At 39.2% G+C, this 23126-nt stretch carries 22 protein-coding genes; all 22 read right to left on the bottom strand.

The annotated features are described in order from the left end of the window. Nucleotides 1-64: 64 nt before the first annotated feature. The 22 genes from NW211_RS12375 to NW211_RS12270 all read right to left on the bottom strand — a co-directional run bounded on the left by NW211_RS12375 (nucleotide 65) and on the right by NW211_RS12270 (nucleotide 22839). Entirely contained in the window at nucleotides 65-1135 is a 1071-nt protein-coding gene (locus tag NW211_RS12375) for a DUF1972 domain-containing protein (protein ID WP_258328029.1), read from the bottom strand. An 80-nt stretch (nucleotides 1136-1215) separates the two neighbouring features. Next, a complete protein-coding gene (locus NW211_RS12370; RefSeq protein WP_258328028.1) occupies nucleotides 1216-2304 on the bottom strand; it encodes a glycosyltransferase family 4 protein in 1089 nt (362 codons plus the stop codon). Continuing rightward, on the bottom strand, nucleotides 2301-3566 hold the full coding sequence (locus NW211_RS12365) for a glycosyltransferase (RefSeq protein WP_258328027.1): 1266 nt from the start codon (nucleotides 3564-3566) through the stop codon (nucleotides 2301-2303). The genes NW211_RS12370 and NW211_RS12365 overlap by 4 nt, the downstream gene beginning before the upstream one ends. An 8-nt stretch (nucleotides 3567-3574) precedes the next feature. Then, a complete protein-coding gene (locus NW211_RS12360; RefSeq protein ID WP_087409530.1) occupies nucleotides 3575-4792 on the bottom strand; it encodes a hypothetical protein in 1218 nt (405 codons plus the stop codon). Further along, nucleotides 4779-5789, bottom strand: coding sequence for a glycosyltransferase family 4 protein (locus tag NW211_RS12355; protein ID WP_258328026.1), 1011 nt, complete (start codon nucleotides 5787-5789; stop codon nucleotides 4779-4781). Before NW211_RS12355 ends, NW211_RS12360 begins: the two co-directional genes overlap by 14 nt. After that, entirely contained in the window at nucleotides 5786-6472 is a 687-nt protein-coding gene (locus NW211_RS12350) for a hypothetical protein (RefSeq protein ID WP_258328025.1), read from the bottom strand. The genes NW211_RS12355 and NW211_RS12350 overlap by 4 nt, the downstream gene beginning before the upstream one ends. A gap of 9 nt (nucleotides 6473-6481) precedes the next feature. Continuing rightward, a complete protein-coding gene (locus tag NW211_RS12345; protein WP_258328024.1) occupies nucleotides 6482-7474 on the bottom strand; it encodes an acyltransferase in 993 nt (330 codons plus the stop codon). Between the two features lie 25 nt (nucleotides 7475-7499). Further along, nucleotides 7500-8426: a glycosyltransferase family 2 protein gene (locus NW211_RS12340; protein WP_258328023.1), complete on the bottom strand. Its 927-nt coding sequence runs from the start codon at nucleotides 8424-8426 to the stop codon at nucleotides 7500-7502. Beyond that, nucleotides 8426-9553, bottom strand: a complete 1128-nt coding sequence (locus NW211_RS12335; RefSeq protein ID WP_087409525.1) for a Coenzyme F420 hydrogenase/dehydrogenase, beta subunit C-terminal domain — start codon at nucleotides 9551-9553, stop codon at nucleotides 8426-8428. Before NW211_RS12335 ends, NW211_RS12340 begins: the two co-directional genes overlap by 1 nt. After that, on the bottom strand, nucleotides 9554-10660 hold the full coding sequence (locus NW211_RS12330; protein ID WP_087409524.1) for a polysaccharide pyruvyl transferase family protein: 1107 nt from the start codon (nucleotides 10658-10660) through the stop codon (nucleotides 9554-9556). Then, the gene (locus NW211_RS12325; RefSeq protein ID WP_258328022.1) at nucleotides 10657-11766 is read right to left on the bottom strand and encodes a glycosyltransferase family 1 protein; all 1110 of its coding nucleotides are present in this window, start codon (nucleotides 11764-11766) and stop codon (nucleotides 10657-10659) included. Before NW211_RS12325 ends, NW211_RS12330 begins: the two co-directional genes overlap by 4 nt. Further along, nucleotides 11766-13274 (bottom strand): oligosaccharide flippase family protein, encoded by a 1509-nt coding sequence (locus NW211_RS12320; protein WP_087409522.1) that lies wholly within the window; start codon nucleotides 13272-13274, stop codon nucleotides 11766-11768. Before NW211_RS12320 ends, NW211_RS12325 begins: the two co-directional genes overlap by 1 nt. Before the next feature lies 1 nt (nucleotide 13275). Then, the gene (rfbB, locus tag NW211_RS12315; protein ID WP_258328021.1) at nucleotides 13276-14421 is read right to left on the bottom strand and encodes a dTDP-glucose 4,6-dehydratase; all 1146 of its coding nucleotides are present in this window, start codon (nucleotides 14419-14421) and stop codon (nucleotides 13276-13278) included. Next, the gene (rfbD, locus tag NW211_RS12310) at nucleotides 14418-15290 is read right to left on the bottom strand and encodes a dTDP-4-dehydrorhamnose reductase (protein ID WP_258328039.1); all 873 of its coding nucleotides are present in this window, start codon (nucleotides 15288-15290) and stop codon (nucleotides 14418-14420) included. The genes rfbB and rfbD overlap by 4 nt, the downstream gene beginning before the upstream one ends. Nucleotide 15291: 1 nt before the next feature. Then, nucleotides 15292-15864, bottom strand: coding sequence for a dTDP-4-dehydrorhamnose 3,5-epimerase (rfbC, locus tag NW211_RS12305; protein WP_258328020.1), 573 nt, complete (start codon nucleotides 15862-15864; stop codon nucleotides 15292-15294). A gap of 3 nt (nucleotides 15865-15867) precedes the next feature. Next, nucleotides 15868-16773, bottom strand: coding sequence for a glucose-1-phosphate thymidylyltransferase RfbA (gene rfbA, locus NW211_RS12300; protein ID WP_258328019.1), 906 nt, complete (start codon nucleotides 16771-16773; stop codon nucleotides 15868-15870). A gap of 18 nt (nucleotides 16774-16791) precedes the next feature. Then, nucleotides 16792-17448, bottom strand: a complete 657-nt coding sequence (locus NW211_RS12295) for a tyrosine-protein phosphatase (RefSeq protein ID WP_087409517.1) — start codon at nucleotides 17446-17448, stop codon at nucleotides 16792-16794. A 66-nt stretch (nucleotides 17449-17514) separates the two neighbouring features. Next, the gene (locus NW211_RS12290; RefSeq protein WP_258328018.1) at nucleotides 17515-19920 is read right to left on the bottom strand and encodes a polysaccharide biosynthesis tyrosine autokinase; all 2406 of its coding nucleotides are present in this window, start codon (nucleotides 19918-19920) and stop codon (nucleotides 17515-17517) included. A gap of 9 nt (nucleotides 19921-19929) precedes the next feature. Next, nucleotides 19930-20721: a polysaccharide biosynthesis/export family protein gene (locus NW211_RS12285; protein WP_258328017.1), complete on the bottom strand. Its 792-nt coding sequence runs from the start codon at nucleotides 20719-20721 to the stop codon at nucleotides 19930-19932. A 4-nt stretch (nucleotides 20722-20725) separates the two neighbouring features. Beyond that, on the bottom strand, nucleotides 20726-21856 hold the full coding sequence (locus NW211_RS12280; RefSeq protein WP_258328016.1) for an MraY family glycosyltransferase: 1131 nt from the start codon (nucleotides 21854-21856) through the stop codon (nucleotides 20726-20728). A 50-nt stretch (nucleotides 21857-21906) separates the two neighbouring features. Continuing rightward, a complete protein-coding gene (locus tag NW211_RS12275; RefSeq protein WP_258328015.1) occupies nucleotides 21907-22293 on the bottom strand; it encodes a hypothetical protein in 387 nt (128 codons plus the stop codon). 39 nt (nucleotides 22294-22332) lie between these two features. Beyond that, complete coding sequence (locus NW211_RS12270) at nucleotides 22333-22839, bottom strand: UpxY family transcription antiterminator (RefSeq protein ID WP_087409547.1); 507 nt, start codon at nucleotides 22837-22839, stop codon at nucleotides 22333-22335. Between the last annotated feature and the right edge of the window lie 287 nt (nucleotides 22840-23126).

Genomic DNA, 23126 nt, shown 5'->3' with positions numbered 1-23126 from the left:
GAATCGACTCTCAAGACCCACTCCAATAAACTGTTCTAACAGCTTCAGCGTCAAAGCCGGGACATCAGTACAGCGAACAATATTGCTGAGAAATAGTTTTCCAGGTATATACCGACTCGGCCAGCTGTTTCATCTTATCGCCACACAAGTCCTGCCGTGCGATAAGAGTCTTCAGACTCTCTACATCAGTAAAATAATATGCTTCATTTCGTGTCGTTTCGCGATTATAAACCACATCATAGGCTATGATGGGACGACCGAAAAACATGGCCTCGACCAACGACGGATTGGTACCTCCGGCACTATGACCATGAATATACATCTCGGCATTGGCCCGCAAAGCATACAATATATCAAGATTATAGATGCCGTTAAGCAGAACGATATTCGGATATTTGCAATACGTATCACGCAGATTCCGGGCATATTCGCTATGCTTCCAGTTACCGATGAACACCAGCTTTTTACCACTCTGTGCAAAAGCTTCCAACGTGACATGGCAGTTATTCTCCGGCTCTATTCGACAAACGGTGATGGCATATTTTCCACGCTGCAAGCCATACCCAGTGAGACACTTGTCTTGAAACTCCTCACTGACCTCACGTCGCACATGGTCGCCTCCGTAAGCAATAAGAACCGATTCTCGATGGTAGGTTTCGGTCACATAATCTTGTATCCCTTTATTATCCGAGATAATCACATCGGCCCAACGAATTGCCGTAGTCGTCGAGAAACGAAGAATCCATCGGGCCACTCGTCCCCACTTGGCACGACGGAACTCCAATCCGTCGATATTGACAACCAAACGCTTACGGCAAAACAACCGGAAGACTGGCAGAAAACTACAACCCGAGGTGCCCAATACCAATACACAGTCATAGCCCCTCATCGACTTGCACAACGACCAAATATCGTACGGGATACTCTGCATACCATTGGCATGCAAGGGAATATATTTCAAAATACAGCCCTTATAAAACGCCCCCGGCTCCCGAGGAATATCCTTACTGCTGCAAAAAATCGTATATTGAATATCCGACGGACAGTTGTCGCCAATGATATTCTCGACCAGCGTTTCAAAACCGCCATAACTCGCGGGAACACCTTGCGTGCCCACGATTGCTACTTTTTTCATAAAATCAGGGTAAAAAAAGAATCGCTACTAACCTTAACTCGGTAGTAGTCTTCAAATATGGTTAAAATAGTGTTCTTCGATTATTTTTCTATACAAGAGACGATATGCTCTATTATCGAATGGACATCGTAGCGTTTCGAACATTTCAACGCATTGTCCGATAAATATACATACAGCGCTTTGTCGCTGAGTATTTTCCTTATGCAATCGGCTATACGATCCAACTCTTGGACATCGATCTTATAACCATTATACCCATCATCCACCAACTCGGCAATGCCGCCTACCGTAGGAACAATGACTGGCAACCCGGCCGACAGGGCCTCCAACGCCGTCAGACCAAAAGTCTCGATAGCCTGGGTCTTGTCGGTCAAATTCAGCACGACAGAAGCCCGATTGTAAAACGGCACCACATCGTTTCGGCGAGGATACACCTCCAGATTTTTCAAATTCTCAATCTTGTTATCCTGCCAAAATGCGGCAATATTTTCGGGAGTCTCATTCAACACCAATTCAAACGAAAAGTCGTTCAGTCGTCGAGCCAACTCGATAAACTCCAATGTACCTTTGTATCGTTTCAACGAACCGAGCATCAGTACACGCTTCCGCTCAAATGCGGCCTCCGGATTGGGACATAACCGCTCGACAAAGCCACGAGGAACTGCATTCGGAACCACATACACATTCTTCTCCCGCTTCAAAAACGAACGCTGATAAGCCGACACACAAACAATCTCCGAAGCCAAAGCCTGCATGGCTCGAGCCAGTAGCTTATAAAAAGCCCCTTTCACAAAGGCATTTTCGTGATAATGATATACCACCCGCTTCCCCATCAATCGACCGGCAAGCGCAGGCCCGACCGGTAAGATTGTATTTATATAGAATACAGTATCTCTACCGAACAAATAGCGCCAAGCAAGACAAAAGGTATAGACCTGCACCCACAAATAACGTCCCATCGTAATCAACGGATTATCAGAGAAACGATAGGCATAGCTGCTTATCTGCACATTCGGCCATTGCGACAGGTCACTCAGTGCCCCGTCACCGCGCGAAGTAACCAAATCGATATTTACGCCTCTTTCGGCCAACTCACCCAACACCAGTCTCAACACCTTTGGGCTACCGCTGTAATCGTTAAAGAGATGGAAACAGACAAGTTTGTTCATCGGTTATAAAAGTGCTTTATAGCTTCGTCATAGCAGCTCAATAAAACTTTTTCACGAGTATCCCAAGTGAATTTTTGAGCACATTCTATTACACCATTTGCAAGTTGTTCAAATCGGTCTGGATGATCCAAGAGACTATCTATTTTATCGGCTAAATCATTGACACATTGTTCATAACTGTGAATTGGGATAAGAATACCACACCGATCACATATTGTATCATGCATGCCACAATGATCAAAACTCATAGTCGGCACACCATAGCTCATTGCCTCCCATATAGTAGTAGGATTACCTTCACTTGTACTAGTTATAACATGCATATGAGTATTTTCAAAAAGTTCAACCGCCTTATCACGAGACAATTGCCCATGCCATTTAATTATTGATTGAAGCTGATGCTTTTGGGCAAAAACTTCCAAGGTATGACGCTCCGGCCCATCGCCTACAATATCCACAACTATTTTTTCTTTATTTTTTATTAAAGTTAAAGCTTCCAACAAAATATTAACCGCCTTACGAGGAATTAAACTTCCAACAAAAATGAAATGGTACTCTCCTTTTCTAATAAACTTTTGCCTATTCAATTTGATTTCTGAAGTAATGGCATTTTCAGGCAAATAATAACTATCCTTATGTAATACGGACTTAAAAATCTGCTGATTCTCACTAGTAGATGTCAATAATAAATCTGTCTTTTTTAGTGCTCGTCGAAGACGTTTTTGATACTTCAATTGAAAATCATTTACCCAATTACGAAATACAAATTTCAATTGGCTCATTTTTGAAATATGTTTCGCTAATATTATACTACTACTATTGGTTCCACCAATGGGTCCCCACATATACGGTAAATCTATTCTCCACAAATACCCTGGTTCTCGATATCCTATGGGCCCTACAAAATGTATTAGATCAAACTTCTCGATTTGAATCAAGCTTTTTGCTGCTTTATACACCTGTTTTTGCCATGCTCTATAAGCAATATAAAATGTATAATTAAGAAAATTATGACGATTACACCAATTTAATGCGTTAGTCCATTTATTAGGCTTTATACAAACAAATGTAACGTTGGGCAAAATATTTGTTTTGGCAAATTCTTCCATTTCACTGCAATCTCCTAAATGCTCACCTGATACACCGTAAATAACTGTTAAACGATTATATCTCGACATATGTGTCACATAGTTCCATGCTACTGAATATTCAGATCCCTTGGTCGGAGATAGTTGATATGCTAAAACTAAAATATTTTTCATATATAACATTATACTTTCAAGGCATTAAATGAATTTATTCTTACTATTTCTTTATTACAGAATAAAAGAATTATTGTACTCCAAGCAAGCTGAGTGTTAATTCCGTTTAATAACACAGAAAAAGCCCAAAATAATACAGATACTATCTTATGCTCTTTATTGAAGCAAGCATAAAAAGAGAAGCAACTATATATACAGAAATTAAGAAATCCATAGTCTAGAGCATATTGAAATGCCCCCCCTCCTACATAACCTTTATTCACACCAGGCAAATATTGATATATAAAACTTTGTACATAATCTATACCATGTCCAAACCATCCATCAACAGTAGACAGATCAATACGCTCAATACAAATCATTGATGGAATAAAGCGCAAAGCACCACTTTGGTCTGTTCTATAAATTTCATTTATATCAAACGAAAATATAGAAACTACCAAATTATAAGTTCTCATGAATGGTTGAATCTCAAGTAATGTCGCTATATAGACTAGGCTTATTAGTATACACACAAGTGGAACCAACTTTCGCCTATTCAAAAATTTGAGTATAACTAAAACTAGAAACAAATATGCTCCAGCACTAAACATCGTCAACATTGACCACAGAAATGCAATCCAGACCAATTTATCATATTTCCACGATTCCAAAAATGTCAGTCTCCTCCCATAGATATTATCTTGCATTATTAAATAAGAAAACATTAACAGTCCTACCATTCGACCACTGTGCTCTGGTTCGGACATCAATGAATTCAATTTCCAAGGTTCTAAGTGATTATAATTACTTACATTAAAAATTGGGAGTCCAGTTAACACACAAAATTGCTGAATCAACAGCACTAAAGAATAAGACAAGATTAAGATTTTTAATAATTTAGCATACTTATCAATAGAAATATCTGAGAAATGTAATAAACGAAATACAACCATAAAATATAGAAAGAACATACATGTATATAATACAGTAGAATAACGCATTGTTTCAGGATGGTTCAATAGAGGAACAACAATCGTGGCCATCAATAGCATTATAACTATATTGTCGAGTTTTCCCCAAACTGGATATATTACAAAAATTATAGGAGATATACCCATCAAGGCTATTAACAACAAATTACGAGCCCCTTCTCCCAATGCAAATGCAGGAGAAATACACAATGATGTTAAACAAATATATAACAATATTGTACCTAGTGCTGGCGAGAGATTATTGATTCTCATTTACTGTTTCTTCAATTGTTTGAACAAGAATTTGAGAAACTTTGCTCAAAGAATATTTGTAAAGAATATATTGACTAAGTTCTGGTTGATAAGTTTTCCCTTCGAGCATTACTTTAATAGCTCTACCTATTTCATCGGTATCATAAGGGTCTACTTCAATTGCTTGACCTTGATAATATTCTTTGGGCCCTCCTAATTTTGTAATAACAATATCACACCCCATTGCCGCTGCATCCAATGCCACAATTCCCACTCCTTCATAAATACTGGGTAATGCAAAAACTTTTGCACTCCTATACAATTCTATCATCTCATCTTTTGAAACATATCCTTTATATATAACATTTTTTTTCCCATCCATCCACGATGCTAACAGTCTTTCTTCCGTATCACTTCGAAGCATTCCACATAAGACTAATTTAAAATCATACTTTTCCGATGCTTCAATTAATCTTTTTACATTCTTTCTTTCATCACAGAGTAGACTAATGTGCAAACAAAAAGGGTCTCTTGTCACATTTAATTTATTTTGGGGATTATAATAATTATACGAAAGAGGGACTATCGCACACTTCTCTTGAGAAATACCAAAAGCACCAGAAACAAACCGTCGTTCAAACTCAGAACGCACCAAGAACAATTTAATTTTATTTTTAATAGCACGTAAAGAGTGATAAGAATTTGATAGACGAAGTTTATTACTTCCCCATAAAGAATAGAGTTTCAATATCTGTAAACTATGATTAGGATCTAATATCGGAGCAACAATAAGATTCGAATTTATTGGATACAACCAAGTAACAATATCTTTCAAATAGTCATTGAATCCAAACAAAACTATTGCCGTAAATTCTTTCCAATCATTTTTTTCCCACATATTTACCAAAGTAACAGAGTGACCAAGACTCTCAATACCCGATTTCCAAGTTTTTGCCTGACTCACAACACCGTCAGTAGGAACGATACAAGGAGCCGTCAATATAAAAGCAATCTTCATGGTTTTATCTCAATTTTATCGTCATTCAAATCTCTCCAAATTCCATTCTTTATAAAATGCGCAGGAGTTCCTGCAATAAAACTATAGGCAGGAATATTATAACGCTTATTCGTAATGCTTCTAGCTCCTACAATGGTATAATCAGGTAAGTCGGTATTTTGCATGATGAAACATTGAGATGCAATCCAACTATTTTTACCAATCAATATTTCTCCATAGCCCAAACTTGTAAAATTACCCTCTAAATCCTTTGTCCTATGCATAGCACTGTCTGCAACAGATACATCCCACCCCATAAGTACATTCTCTCTAAAAACAATTCTATAATCACAATTAATTCGAAGAGTCGTAACATTTCCAAAATTTTCCCCAAATTCAAGATAACTCGATGGGCGCAAAACTGTAATTGCCGAATTAGCCCCAATACAAGCTTTGCCTTTAAAAACTATTGTTCCCTTATTATACCATCGTATTCCCGCATTCGGATATTGGTTGGTTATAAATAATCCAAGACGAATCATTCCAAAATAAATCTTATCAGAATCAATAATAACTCGTCCTCCAAACTTAAAGATACGAGGACAATATATAATTATAGGAATCTTTATAGCTTGTTTAAACGGTAAATACCAAAAACAAAATATAACAGAAGGTATAAGAGCAAAAAGAGTTCTTAATTTCATAATTGAATATTATACTTTACACATAATTTTATTTATTTGCAATAGATAGTTAGAAATAAATTGAAGTATACATGCTATAGCTATCGAAACCACAACAAAGATAATCCACGGTATTTCCCATTCAAATTGTTTAATCATACACAAGAATGTCCAATGTACCAAATAAATTTCTAAACTGTATTTCCCAAGTTTATTACAAATTCTATTTACCAATGCTCCCCATTTATATTTATTAATAAACTCAAATAAATTTGCTAAGAATAGAACGATTCCAGGAGCAATAGCAATAAAAAGAATAAAATGCAATCCGACTTCTGATAACAACAACCCTCCATATCGCCAGGCTACTAACGCCATTAAACAATAACTAAGCAATCCTATAAATATAAACGGAAATGATTTGAAAGAAACATTTACCCATCGACTAGCATACATTCCTATAAAATATATAGGTACTCTACCTAGAAAGAAATCAATCTTTCCAAAGAATAACTTATATAAAACTAACCCTAGAATAGAAATTAAAATAGTTGATAATAATGGCCTTCTACAAAATAATGCATGATATGGATAAGATATCAAATAGAATGCAAATGCAGCACTTATATACCAAAATGTATTTTTTGAATGTTCTCCCAATAATGGCAACCAATAACTTAATGTCGACACATCTAACAAATAAGATATCGTTTTTGTATTATTCATCACATGCTCAATTGTTACTATTAAAAAAAATGGGAACCATATGCGATTGAATCTTTTAGATAGATATGTTGAGAATTTCGGTTGTTTAGATAATGATAATCCTATTCCTAATCCTGATAAAAAAAAGAAAATATCAACTCCACCCCATCCAAAAGCAATTAATGGTTTCAGTTTTAATAAAAAGCTCCATTGTTCTGCTCCGACTATACTAATACTATGGCTACATAATATCCACAATGCCGCAAAAAACATAATATGTGATCGATAGTACAAAACACTTTTGATTGGATATTTCATATTTAATATATTTACTATTATTTTTTCATAGATTATACGCTTTATTTACTAACCTTTTTATGGTTTGATATCTTTCTTCATCGATCTTCCTACCCAACAAATGATAAAAGAAAATTCTAAGATTCACGCCAATCAAAAGCAAATTATTAGCAAATAAGTAATATCGCATTCCCCGAGTTTTTATATAATACTTTTTTCGACCATCCAATTCCATTAACTTTCTTTTCTCAATAATTTGAGAACTTTTCCCTTCCAAGTGAACAATCTTTGCCTGAGGGACATTCACATTATAATAACCAGCCTTTCGGATACGCCAAGAGAGTTCTGCCTCTTCACAATACATAAAAAAAATCGGATCAAAAAGGCCAACTTCTTTAAGGATATCATGTCGAATCATCATATTAGCTCCAGAAACATTTCCAACTCGAATAGGCTTTTCCGTAGTATTGTAAAACGGATGCTTCACCAATAAACGACTTAATCCTAAGGTTACTACCGAAATTTCATATGACCAAATTCCATAAGGAATTCGGTGGTATGAATATGTAGGAGTTAAATCGGCAGAAAAGAGAGAACCACCACAAGAACCAACTTTAGGGTGAGCATCAATATAATCGGCTAATATTTTGATAGCATTATTCAACAAATATGTATCGGTATTCAACAGAAATATATTCCTCCCTCTCGAAATCTTTATGCCTTCATTATTCGCTCTGCCAAAACCAATATTCTCCGATAATGGTAAAAAGATAATTTTATCATTAAAATTATCTTTTAAGGCTTTTTGAGGATTTTCCCTTGAATTATTATCAACAACAATAATCTCAAAAGAAAATCCCAAGCTGTATTGATACACAGATTTTATAGCTTGAACTAACAAATCTGTAGTATTATAATTGACTAAAATTATTGAAACGTCAATATCATATTGATTATCCATCTTCTCATTCATTATATTCTTTTTATCTTATTCCGTAAAATACTTTTCCATAAAGCCCTATGTATTGCCTTATCCCATCCGTAGAGTTTATAATCTTTCAAAAACTTGTCTCTTTTTACATTTTTTACTGCTGGTCTTTGAAAACTTTGTCCTCCAGTAACAGCTTCTGAAAACAATCGTTCTTCTTGCATTATCGAAGGATCTGAATTTTGCACTTGCTCCCAAAGGGAACAAGCCCTTTTCGTATTAATAGTTACAACTGATACATTTTTAGGTTGTAGTCCCATAATATTAAGGTTCCCTAAGCCTATAAAATCCCCTATAGAAATATCACCAACACGTTTATCTGTAGCGAACTTACAAGAATAGCACCCTTCACTTAACGTAATAGATGTCAAAAAACCATAGAGAAAATATGATTGACTTCCCCTCCTATCATATACCAATTTTTCTCCATCCCATAATGTCAAATGATAATTATATTCATCATTTCCCCTAAAGCGACACCCAGTAACTTGAATTCTCTTATGTCTCTTAATTCTATCAATCTCTCTATGAAAATATTCATATGGAGGGACCCCATGACAAACTAAATCACAAGTAAACAATCGGTCGTAATCCTGTTTTAGATAGTTTTTCAGTCCCGCAACTTGACATGGTGTTCCAATAAATAAAACAAATCGATTACTTCTCAGATCTCTCTTAACTTGCCTATATATATCCTCAACAAAGGCTTGTACATACTTAGATCCCTTAAATTGCACTGCCACATTTAAGTTCTCAGTTCTACAAAAGATTGGACGAAGATGACTATCCCAAGTCACTCCATAAACCACTCCTTTCAATTTTTGAATAAAAAATAAATATAGAGAAGCTGCAACTCCTCCTGAAGCACATTTCTTTCTGAAGCCATAATCTCTATGCCACACAGCATAACACTTATGTGGATCAAACAACTCTACGGGAACATTTATAGGGCAGGTTTTACTACATAATCCACAATCGACACAAAGATGCTCATTGATTGTTGGATGTAATACTCCAAAACTATCGGGTTCCATTGTGATGCAATCATGAGGGCATATATTTTGGCATGCAGAACAACCCGTACATAATTCGTATTGACAAATGTCTTTCATCTAAATTTTCTTCAAAATATTCTCTATATAGCTAATCGATTTTTCTCTATCATTATCTAGAACTCTCATCGGCTCAGAGTAATCAATTTTTTTTAAGGGAGAAGTTAACGGACCTTTCAACAAACGATCTTCTAATTTATAACGTTGTAATAAATCATAAATTCGTGAATTTTGAGATGCATACTCTAAATATTTAAACCGCAATAGAGTTATGAACTCTTTTCTCAAATTAATACTAATAGCTGTTGCATGAAAAGAGTCAGTACAAACTAATGAAGAATCAGCAATAAGTCGAACAAAGTCATGTATTCCTGCAGTCTCAAGAATCTCATATTGATATTTAAAATGACTTGGTTTCATCGGCAAGACAATAACACGATTAATCCCGGTATTCTTTCTCAAATCTGCTACACACTCCCAATAAAAATCATTTTCTGCGATAAAGTAACACAGAACATATGGCTGATTGGTTATGCTCTGTTGTAGTGTGCTATGAGAAGCAAACTGAATCCAATCTTCTGTTTTTAATAAAAATGTAGGATCAACAACTTTTATAATAGGCTTATTTGTTAGCTGTTTCAATGGTTCGATAGCAGTTGTCTCTCGCACAGAAATAGCCTCAAAATCTGATAAAGCATCTCTATACATAGGGCGTACAACTTCTGGGATTTCAGAGACCCCTATACTAGAAGCATACGAATACTTTTTTTTCACTTTCAAATTTTTAAGTAATAAAAAGGGTTCTGTATAAAAAGGATTCCATAACTGATCGCTTCCTGAAATAATACAATCCAAATTATTTATCTGTAACGTATATATCATTCGCCCAATGTATCCAAAACATACAGGAAACTGATTGAATTCTTTTCTTTTAAAATCCCTTATTTTTCTTCGTTTAATAGCTGAAAAACCCTCTTGAGAATTTGGGCGATTAACACCTTTAATATATCGCACAAAAATACCTGCAACATTTCTCCAACTTAAACATTTCTGTAATAAATATGGCTTTACACCGTACTGTTCTAATTTATAACATAAAGCATATGCCTGTAAGGATGTGCCATAATTACTTCCACCAAACCAAGTTACAATTCCTACTTTTTTCATACTATCGTATTAAATAATGCTATAAACTGGCCCGCCTGATTTTTTGTCGAATACGAGTTAATATATTCAAGTGAAATGGATGAAAGCACAGCCTTATCTATAGGGTTATTAATCAATTGCAGAATTGTTTCGGCCAACTTCTTTTCATCTGTTGCAGGCTCATAATAATTTAATAAACCTTTTGTCGTTTCGACTAATGCTGATTCTTTGCTACAAATGACAGGAATCTCATAAAGAGCCGCTTCTATAGGTGTAAAACCGAAACCTTCCATCAACGAAGGAGATACAAACAAATCTGCATTACTATAAAGTGAAGCCATTTCTTCTTCACTAAATTGCATTTCTATTAGTTTAATCCGATTTTCAAGACCATACTTAATCATGTATGGAAAAATTATGTTGTCCCAATATGGGAGTCGCTGTGCTTTTACAAAAAGCATATGAGGTATCTTATCTTTCAAAAGATTGAATGCTTTGACAAGAGTTATTAAATTTTTATATGGCTCTAAAGTATTGACATTCAATATATATGGATCCGATTTAGGGAGAGAATTAAAAGGCCTTGATACAGGTAATATGCTATTATATATAACTTCAATTCGCTCCTTTAATTGAGGCTCCCTATTCACAATATCATTTTTAGAGAAATTCGAAATTGTTACTATTTTGGTTGTCTTGCTTAAAATACGTTTTGTGAATATATTATATAACAATTGCTTTATGGGAGACTCCATCAATTTAAATCCTTGAGCGTCATGAAAAACACCAACAAAGGGAATCTTACTCGTATACAGTCCATGATATACAATATAAGGAGAAAAAAATAAATCAATCTTATTATTTTCTATAATTTTATCTAGCTGTCTTTTATTTAATAAGCCATTAAAATATGGTACTCTTCTTATCGTTTTTAATTCAATAACAATTTGTTCGTAATCTCCTGTATTTTGTTCGACTATAACTGCATTCTCCGAAGTAACTAATAAGACTACATTTTTATTAAAATTACATTTTATAAAGCCATCTAATAATCTATAAGCATAATTTGTAACTCCAGTAATACTATATGAATCTATGTATGTCAAATCCAAAAGAATCTTCATCATTATCTTTTTATTTTTGATCTAATAAATTTTTGCTCTTGTTTATCCAACCCTAAAAAATAAATTATCAGACAAGAATAAGGTATTGTAAATAAGAATGTACCCATCAATCGAAGTATGCTATATATAAATTCAGAATGAATATAATAAGACGATATATATATAATTATAAATATTATAATGCACCGAAATATCATACAGACATAAGACCTTGCATTAATCGGAACTAATCTTTTTACAATTAATAGTCTACAAAATAATGCAGCGACCTCTGCTATAATAGCTGTATAATAGACAACTTCGGGAGAATATCCAGCCCGTAAAAAGAAATAAGAAATTGGAATATTTGAAATAAATATGATACTTGTTACTAATTGAAAGATTTTAATTTTTCCAGAAGCTGAAGCCGAAGTAATTAATGGAGCAGAAAATGTATTTAATAAAGTATTTATAATGACAAGACTGCAAAAAGAAGAAGTATGTGCTGGAACTTCCTTTAACCACAAATACAATATCGGATCGATCTCTAGCAAAATAGGAATTGCGATAATAGAAAATAAGAAAAAAGAGCCTTTCGCCGAAGTTTTAACTAATTTTTGAAAATAAGTAATATTATCTGCCGCATAAGATTTCACTATTTGAGGATTTATTGAAGTTTGAAAACCATTAATCAAAGAATACATTGCTTGTATTACTTGTACTGAAATTCCACGAGCCGCGTTTATTATAGGCCCCGTAAATATGTTTAAGAGAATATTTTGACCTTGAGTATTCAATACATTAGCAACACCTCCAAAAACAGTCCAACTTGTAAATCCAAGTATTTTCTTATATGCTTGTTTATTCTTTTCTACTTTAACTTTTCCTAATATAATATTTTTCTTTACATATGTAATATACAATAAGAACGAAACAGAGTAAGTAAAAAACACAAGAATTCCATATACAACCAATTTTGACGTAAAATATAGAGAAAGAATAATTGCACATACCAATTTCAGAGAAGCTTCAACAATACCTATATAAGCATATACATTCATCTTCTCATACGCTATAATGGCCGCAAGAAATGGGGCTTGTATAAGAGATAGTAAAGCTGTCAATATTGAAAATTGATAAACAATATTTGCTCCAAATATTTTTGTCTGAGGAATATTTATTTGAGTATTCAAGAACCAAAGTCCTACTGTTTCAGCAAGGAAAAGAATAAATACAGCAATACTAATATGAATAATTATTGATGTATTAAATATCTCACTAAGTTTATCTATATCATTCTGTCCTAAATAAAAATTAATAAATCTCTGAGTACTAGACGCCATTGCTGTATTCAAAAAACTAAACAAAGCAACAACACCTCCTACAACATTATAAATACCATAATCCTCAGCACCGAGTGCATTTAGAATTAGTCTTGAGGTATACAAAGCGACTAACATAGTAAAAAACAATCTAACATATAGGATTAGAGTGTTCTTTGCAATCTTAGCACTTCTATTTTCTTCCCCCATCTCACCTATTCTTATACATCTCCTCGTAATACTTTTCGTATTCGCCGGAGGTGATGTGGTCCATCCATTCCTGGTTGTCGAGGTACCAGCGTACAGTCTTCTCGATACCCTCTTCGAACTGGAGAGAGGGCTCCCAGCCCAGTTCTTTCTGAAGCTTGGTAGAGTCGATGGCGTAGCGTTTGTCGTGTCCGGCACGGTCGGTTACGTAGGTGATGAGGTTCATATCCTCCCCTTCGGGGCGGCCGAGCAGGCGATCGACGGTCTTGATGACGACTTTGATGATGTCGATGTTTTTCCATTCGTTGAAGCCACCGATATTGTAGGTTTCGGCTATCTTACCCTGGTGGAAAATAAGGTCGATGGCTCGAGCGTGATCCTCTACATAGAGCCAGTCGCGCACATTCTCGCCCTTGCCATAGACGGGCAACGGTTTGCGATGGCGAATGTTGTTGATGAAAAGCGGTATCAGCTTCTCGGGGAACTGATACGGGCCGTAATTGTTCGAACAGTTGGTCACGATAGTAGGCATCCCGTAGGTGTCGTGAAAGGCTCGCACAAAGTGGTCGCTCGAGGCTTTCGAAGCCGAATAGGGACTGTGTGGATTATACTTGGTATCTTCATAGAAGAAATCTGTACCGTAGGCCAGATGGTGCTCGGTCGACGAGGCGGTAGTGGTAAAAGGAGGTTTGATACCCTCGGGATGGGTCATCTCCAGCGCACCGTAGACTTCGTCGGTCGAGATGTGGTAGAAACGCTTGCCCTCGTATTTCTCGGGAAGCGATTCCCAATAGAGTTTGGCCGCCTGAAGCATGCTCAACGTACCCATCACATTGGTGCGGGCAAAAGTGAAGGGGTCTTTGATAGATCGGTCGACGTGACTCTCGGCGGCCAGATGGATAATGCCGTCGACCTGGTATTGCTGCATCAGCGACAAGATGGTATCGAAATCGCAAATATCGGCTTTGACAAACGTATAGTTGGGTTTGTCTTCGATGTCTTTCAGGTTGGCCAGGTTGCCGGCATAGGTCAACTTATCGAGATTTATAATGTGATAATCGGGATACTTGTTGACAAAAAGGCGCACTACATGCGAACCAATGAAACCAGCACCGCCGGTAATGATGATATTTCTTTTAAAGGCATTCATTTACTGATAGTTTTTAAGTTGGTCATACACACTCTCAGCGAATCGGTCCAATAGGGAACCGCCACGCCAAAAGTCTTTTTTATTTTGGTTTTATCGAGAACCGAATAGCTGGGACGTATCACTTTCGAGGGAAATTCGTCGCTGTGACAGGGCTGAATGTCGCAACCTGTGTGGCCGGCATATTCGGCTATCATTTTTGTGAAGTCGAACCACGAGCATACCCCCTCGTTTGAATAGTGATAGATACCGTCGTTATCGACATATTTGCGATTCTCGACAATGTCGAAAATGGCAAGCGCCAAATCATAGGCGTAAGTGGGCGAACCAACCTGGTCGAAGACGACCTTCAGTTGAGGTTTGGTTGTCGTGAGATCGAGCATCGTTTTCAAAAAGTTCTTGCCAAACTCGCTATACAACCAAGCTGTGCGAATAATGATATGGTGACAGCCCGAGGCGATAATAGCCTGCTCGCCATGTAGTTTGGTTACGCCATAAACGCCTGTCGGGTTGGCCGGTTCGTCTTCTCTACAAGGAGTATTGTTTTTGGTACCTCCAAATACATAGTCGGTCGAGACATGCACAAGCAGTCCGTCGTTTCTGCGTATAGCCTGTGCCAGATTTTCAACGGCCCGAGCATTGAGCAACTCGGCAAACTCACGGTCGTCTTCCGCTTTATCTACATTGGTATAGGCAGCACAGTTGACGATTACTTTCACATCGTTGTCGGTGACCATCTTTTCTACGGCTGCGGCATCGGTAATATCGAGCTCGGCCACATCGGTAAAGATGTAGTTGTCTGCACTGTTCCGGGCCACCACGCGCATCTCGTTGCCAAGTTGTCCGTTGGCCCCGGTTACAAGTATATTCATCTTACTCATACAAATTTTCGTTTATATCAAACGGACTGTCGAAATCGCACAACAAAGGGTGTTTCGTGTCCTTCTCGCTTAAAATTGCTTTATCTGGAGCTATTTGCCAGTCAATTCCCAACGAGGTATCCAGAATACTGATTCCGCCATCGGCCTGCGGAGCATAAAAATTGTCACACTTATACTGGAACACAGCCGTTTCGCTCAATACGGCAAAACCATGAGCAAAGCCTCGCGGGATAAAAAACTGCCGATGATTCTCTTCGGTCAGCTCTACGGCCACATGCTTGCCGTATGTAGGAGAACCTTTGCGAATATCCACGGCAACATCGAGCACACGACCTTTGACACAACGCACCAACTTGCTTTGCGTGTAGGGAGGACTCTGAAAATGCAATCCTCGCATCACGCCATAAGACGACATGCTTTCGTTGTCTTGTACAAAAGAGATTGGACGCACCTTTTCATCGAACTCCTTTTGCGAGAACGATTCGAAGAAATAGCCTCTCGCATCCCTGAAAATCCGAGGCTCTATAATGACAACTCCCTCAATTTCGGTTTTGATTACATTCATAAGTCAATCCAAATTTTCTTTTCCGGTTTGTTCTATCTCGGCAATCACTTTCAGTAAATATTGTCCATATTGATTTTTCAACATCGGTCGGGCTACCTCTTCCATTTTCTCGCGTCCAATCCAGCCCTTCCGATAGGCGATACCTTCCAGACAGGCTACCTTCAACCCTTGTCGTTTCTCTATCACTTCGACAAAAATAGAGGCTTCGGCCAATGAATCGTGGGTACCGGTATCGAGCCAGGCAAAGCCTCGGCCCAAGGTCTGAACTTTCAATTTCTGTTCTTGCAAAAACACTTGATTGACTGTGGTGATTTCCAATTCGCCACGAGCCGACGGCTTTATATTCTTTGCCACATCGACCACTTGGTTGGGATAGAAATAGAGACCCACAACGGCATAGTTCGATTTCGGATGCTCGGGCTTCTCCTCTATCGACAAGCAGTTGCCATTGGCATCAAACTCAGCTACGCCATAGCGCTCTGGATCGTCGACCCAATACCCGAAGACTGTGGCTTTACCTGCTTGTTCGGCATTCTCGACAGCCTCTTTCAGCAACTTGGAAAAACCGGTTCCATGAAAGATATTATCGCCCAAAACCAAGCATACCGAGTCGTCGCCAATAAACTGCTCACCGATAATAAATGCCTGTGCCAGTCCATCGGGCGACGGCTGCTCGGCATATTCAAACCGTACACCATAATCCGATCCATCACCCAACAATCGCTTGAAGCCTGGGAGATCGTAAGGCGTAGAGATAATGAGTATTTCTCTGATTCCCGCCAACATCAACACCGATATGGGATAATAAATCATCGGTTTGTCGTAGATAGGCAACAACTGTTTGCTAACCCCTTTCGTAATGGGATAAAGTCGCGTGCCGCTTCCACCGGCCAATACAATTCCTTTCATAGTTTTCTTATATATTCATTATTTAATATGCAACAACCATTTTATGGTATGAATATCAGTTCCCTTATAATTATAAAATCCCCTCTTTTCGAGCTGTTCGGCTGTTGCTTGAACCTGTTTTCCATACAATCCCGTCAAAGATGGCAAATTGAGTTGAAACTCCACCCCCATCTCTTTCAGCCGTCGATAATCTCGATTGCCCATATACACATATCGCTCGGGATGTGCCAATACCGGATAATACCCCTTGGACTTGATACGCTCCAAGGTCTCATACAGATTCATCGGCGGATTGAAATATGAGGTCTCTACCAGTAACCTGTTACCGGCATCTCCAATGGGCAGCAAATCATTGCTTTCCAATCGTTCTTCAAAAAGATGGTCGAGCATGTTCTCGGCAGCCAGATGAAGAGCAACCGGTCCTGGATAGGCCTGCTGCAATTCGGCAAAGCGCTCCTTCAAACGCATGGTTGTGTTGGGTATGTCCTCCATGATATGTGGGGTAAGCCATACGGCTTTCACTCCCAGCACTTCGTACTGCTGCAATATTGCCAACGACTCTTCCATGGTCTGTACACCATCGTCCACCCCCGGCAGAATATGACTATGCCAATCGGTAAGTCCGGCAAATATGCCACTTGCCTTTAATGAAATCCGTTTCTTAAAGGGCCACATTGTTCGTTCTATTCATCCACTCCTTCCGAATGGAATCTAACCATACAGTCTTCCCCAGACTTCGTGTTATTCTTCGTCCGATCCATAGTGGTAACCATAGCCATAACCGTAGTGATAGCCATATCGATAACCATATCGATAACCATACTTATTGGTATTCGACTCGGTACCATTGAGAATCAAAGCCATGTTTTTGAGCTTCTGTTCGTCATAGAGGGTCTCCAACTCGGCAAGCATACTGCGCTCGAGCAGTCCGGCTCGTACAACGAAGATAGTTCGATCGGCCAGCTTTTCTATAATCTGTGTATCGGCTACCAATTCGATAGGTGGGCAATCGATAAATACATAATCGTATTGAGTTCGCACACTGTCGATTACCTGTTTCAGCCGTTCATTAAACAGCAATTCGGTCGGGTTGGGAGGAATCGTACCCACCGGCAGAATATCCAGATTCTTATACTTTGTATCGTTCACGATGATAGCGGACAACTGTGATACCCGACCACCCAGATAGTCACTTAATCCCAGTTTAGGAGAATTGACATAAGCCGAAGTAGACCCATGGCGCAAGTCTCCGTCAATAACCAGTACACGCTTGTCCTTGATAGCCAGACTCACCGCGATATTCATCGTCAGGAACGATTTGCCACTACCGGGATTGAACGAGGTCAGGATAATCACATTTCGATTCTTATCGCTACCGGTCATAAACTCGAGGTTGGTACGCAACACCCGAAATGCCTCGTTGATAATATCGCGGCTCCCCTCTTTGACAACAACCGATTTCGGTCTGGACACAGTCCTTTTGAACCAGCCTTTTTTCTTGTGCACACACAATGGTATCTCCCCAATAAACGGGATGCTCAACGACTCCAAATCTTTTCTTCCTCGTACCCGCGTGTTCATCGTTTCCCGCATGAAGACAATAATAATCGGTATCAGCAACCCCACGGCAAAAGCGACCAACAGAATATTCTTTTTTATTGGCGCCGTCGGATTCAGACTACCATGAGGGGGCGTAACGATACGGGTATTGTATGCCGTAAAGGCCTGAGACAATTCATTCTCCTCTCGCTTTTGCAACAAGAAGAGATACAAGGCCTCTTTCACTTTCTGCTGACGCTCTACCGAGAGCAGATATTTGGCCTGAGTCGGGTTAGCTGCAATACGTGAGGTGGTTTGCTGCTCGGAATATTGCAGACTCTTTATCTGTGCATTCAAGGTCTCAATCTGGTTGTCTATCGATCCTATTATAGCTTTGCGCATGGATTTCAGAGCCTGGTCCATGTCTACGACCAACGGGTTATCGGTGCTACTGTTGGCGACCAGATTGTTGCGTTGCAGCAACTGCCGGTTATACTCCGATATTTGAGACTCGATATTGCCATTATCTATTCCCGAATTGGCCGGCAACAACTGGCTTTTGTTCGCGTCGTTGGCCAGATAGTTCCGTATATAACGGGCCATATATAATTGATTGTTCAAAGCAAGAATCTGAGAGTTGGTCTCACTGCTTTGCATCATATACATGTTCGATGCAGCCTGAACATCGGGCAACAGATGCTCCGACTTGTACGACGATATGTCCTCATCGACATTCCCCAATTCCTGTTCGATTACCCCCAATCGCTCATTGATAAACATAGAGGTACTGACAGCAACCTGATTCTTGTCCTTGACCCAATTCTCGTTATATACCGAGATTAACGTATTCAGTACATCCTCGGCACGTTGTGTCGACAAGTCCTTAAACGACAAGTCTATGACCGATGCCTTTTCATTATTCAACGATACCGACAAATTGGCCGAATAGGCATTCACGGCACTGTATAAGGTCGATCTATCTACATAGAGGGTGCACGGGGCATCGACATAATTTGCCGTAGCATTCACCACCATACGCCCCAGCGGAGTGGCAATGGTATCGGCCAAGGTTCCCGTAATCTTATCGCTCTTCATATCGTCGCCGTTTCGAGTGAAATCGGACAGACCAAACGATCTTCCCGGACGTATCTCCACCGTAAAGCTACCCGTCTCGTCCTCGGGGAGGTCGCAAAGCGTAACCGTCACTGGCAGATTTTTTCCATAAGCGACCACCCGATGAAATTTACCCGGCAAATAATAGGTCGTCCCCAACTGCAGGCGCTTGACCACCTCGGTCATTACTGCCGGAGACTGGAATGCCAGCAACTCGTTGTTTACATTCGTACTCGACTGAAAAAGGCCAAACTCCGAAAAGGTCTCCATACCCGACGAGATGGAATTGCCTTTGGAATCCTCCTTAATCAATACCGATGCCGTGCGCGTATAAACCGAAGGGGTACGCAACAGATACAACACCGCTATACCACAGGTCACCACGAGCGATATAACGAACCATTTCCATTTGGCCAGACACAGGTAAAACAGGTCTTGAATGCGCAAAAAATCATCTGTCTGCTTATTCTTGGTAGTATCTTTATTGATTGCCATATCAAAATTTTATTTTACGATTAACACGGTAATAGTAGTCAACAGCGAAGCCAACGATATCCAGAAAGAGGTAGAACGAACATTATTACCGTTGACTGTCGATTGTCTCGCTCTCACCGAATTAGGCTCAACATATACGACATCGTTTTGCTGCAAATAGTATACGGGCGATGTGTAGAGGTCCTCTCCCGTATTTATATTCACTCTATAAAATACCTTCGTACCATTCTCTTCACGCTGAACCAAAATGTTGTCGCGCTTCCCATAAATAGTCAAGTCTCCGGCCAAGCTTAGGGCCTCCAACAGCGTCAATCGGTCTTTGTCGATGCTGAAACGTCCCGGATGGGCCACTTCACCCAATACCGATACCGTCAGGTTCATAAACTCGACCGTCACAACAGGATCTTTCACCAGATTCTTCTCCATCAACTCTTTCTTTATGTATGCAGCAATCTCGGCTCGGGTCATCCCCTCTACGTGTACATTGCCCAATACCGGGAAGTCGATATTTCCCTCGTCATTGACAGTATAGCCCGAAATGCCTTGACTTGTATTGTTGTTACTCGTCATCCCAATCTGACGGGTAATGACCGGGAGATTGAACAGATTGACCAGTAACTGATCTTTGCTATTCACCAGAATGGAAATCTTGTCACTTGGTCGGATTCGAATCTCCATCGGTTCCGATACCGTCTCCGCAGCCCCGGGTTGCACGTTTTGAAAATAGGCGACCTTAGGCGTTGCGCAAGAGATCAACATCAATGCGGTCACAATCGAAAAGACGACGTTTTTCTTTTTCATACTATTATGCGTTTGATTGTAGCTTTTTGATTCGACGAGACAATCCGATATTTACCAAAGTCCATATTGCAATATCTATGACCAGTAAAAGATTGATTTCTATATACTTCGACAACAAAATATTACCTAAGGTAAAAAGAAGAGAGACCGCAATAATCAATATCATCACGGTTCGTTGCTTCATACCGATAGCTATCAGTTTGTGATGAATGTGGTTTTTGTCGGGAAGGAAAGGATTTTTCCCATTTCTCACCCGATGCAGATATACCCGCACCACATCGAAACAAGGAATTATCAACGGCGAAAATGCCAATATCATTGGATTCAATATCTTTCCACCCTCATCGGCTCCACACTGAACCAACCGGATACTCAGGAAACAGAGCATCATCCCAATAGTCAGACTACCGGTATCGCCCATAAATATCTTTTTATGATGTTCTACCTTGCCGAATACGTTATAGTAAAAGAAAGGCATCAACACTCCCAATGTAGCGAAAGCCAACATCGAGTAGATATATTTTTCAAACAAGAAAAAGATAACGCCATAGAAGAGACAAGCTATGCTACACAGACCCGAAGCCAATCCATCGATACCATCAATCAAATTGATTGCATTGATAATAAAAACAGTAGCCAGTACCGTCAACAGATACCCGATCCATGTCGGGAGTTCATGTACCCCCAATACACCGTTCAAATCGTCGAGATAGACCCCGCCGGCAATGAGCATGACTCCACACAAAACTTGTACAAAAAATTTAGCTCGATACTTCACCCCGATAAGATCGTCGGCAATGCCAACCAAATAAAGTACGATAATCGAGCAAAATCCAAAGAAGAGAGGTTGAGCATCTTTACCAATCTCCAATAAAACTTCGGTATGCCCCACCATCATGTCTATTCCTAACAGGAGAAAAACCGAGAAAAAGATCACCGGTTTAAATGCAATCCCTCCTAAACGGGGTACAGCTCCCTGATGTATCTTTCGTTCGTCTGGAACATCGAACAACTTCCGGCGAAAAGCAATTAACAAAATTTGCGGAATAACAATTCCTGCCAAAAAAACGCACAGCACAAAAACCAAGCTCACGTTTATAATCCAAAAATCTGTGTTTTGTGTAAAATCGGCCATAACCAGCTTATAAATTTTTTGATAATCCCCTGTGAAAATTTGTGACCCAATTAACTATCCTCTATCTCCATGCGATACCATGTCCAATATTGCTCGGCAACAATCTTCGTCCCCACTATGACTTTATGGTCCTGATAATCGCGACGAAATATGTGTTTCTCTCCATATTTTTGCAAGTCATCGTCCGATATGCAAACCATGATTACCGGGAAAGGGAATTCTGCAACTCGCAATATGGAGGTCTGGGTATCCTTAAATAACCGACAAAGCAAAAACGCCGATTCGTCGAAAGCAACCCAATAGTCACGCATCTTATACAAATAGATGTATTGCCGGTTGTTTCGTTCCCTATGTATAATTCCAGGAATATAGCCGGCCAGCTGCCTCATAAATTCGAGATTAGAAATATTGTCAGTTGCAGAACCATTCATAGCCATAACCCGGACCTTTCTGAAAAATACTTATTGAATCGCAACTTATTCACACAGCTCAATATACTCCGAACTAATTTCAACCCCCACCGAAAAGAAATTAGGCAATTCGACCAACAGACGTTTGGTTTTAGAGCCTCGTACGGTCAGCAAGGTGCCTTTATAGCCATCCAGACCTCCTCCTATAATCTGTATCGTATGCCCGTACATAGCGGGGGTAATCTCCTCGGGTAAGTAATACTTGGGATTATCCGAAGACTTCACAGCATATATGAATCGCTCCATATCCCTGTCGCGTACAACCATGGGACGACGGAATCCCCCTTTTTGATAGCGGAATTGCAGGGTAGGAATCTTTTGGACGATTGCCTCTATCTCACACGCTTTACCGTGGACAAAAAGAAGATCCTGTATAAAAGGGACCTCTTCCCGCACTCGACGACCATGCGAAATTTTCAAAATCCGCTTCAGTGGCGTAAAGACTTCACACGGTTCATCGGCAAGTTGTTTATAGGCCGGTATCTTGGCATTAGGACGTTTAAGGTCACGCATAACAAACCAATACTTCTGCTCATTATTCTCAGATAAAGAGCGTCCCTCCTCTGGCCTCTTCGACCCATTTAACGACTCGGTCAATTCTTTTCCCATATTGAGTTCAGAGCAAATCTTCTAATCCTGCATGATACATTTTATCGTTGTATTTCATGCAGTTACAGACACATAGACCATAAGTTCGGGGTGAATCCCCTTTTTTGCCCAATCTTTCCATCTACTGTTCAAAAGATGTTGTACACCTTTATTGTAGATTATTACAAATTAACATATCACCCACTCTATAT

The organism is Barnesiella sp. ET7, from assembly GCF_024733785.1.
In the GTDB taxonomy this organism is placed as follows: Bacteria; Bacteroidota; Bacteroidia; order Bacteroidales; family Barnesiellaceae; genus Barnesiella; species Barnesiella merdigallinarum.
This window is presented reverse-complemented; position numbering and strand designations above follow the sequence as displayed.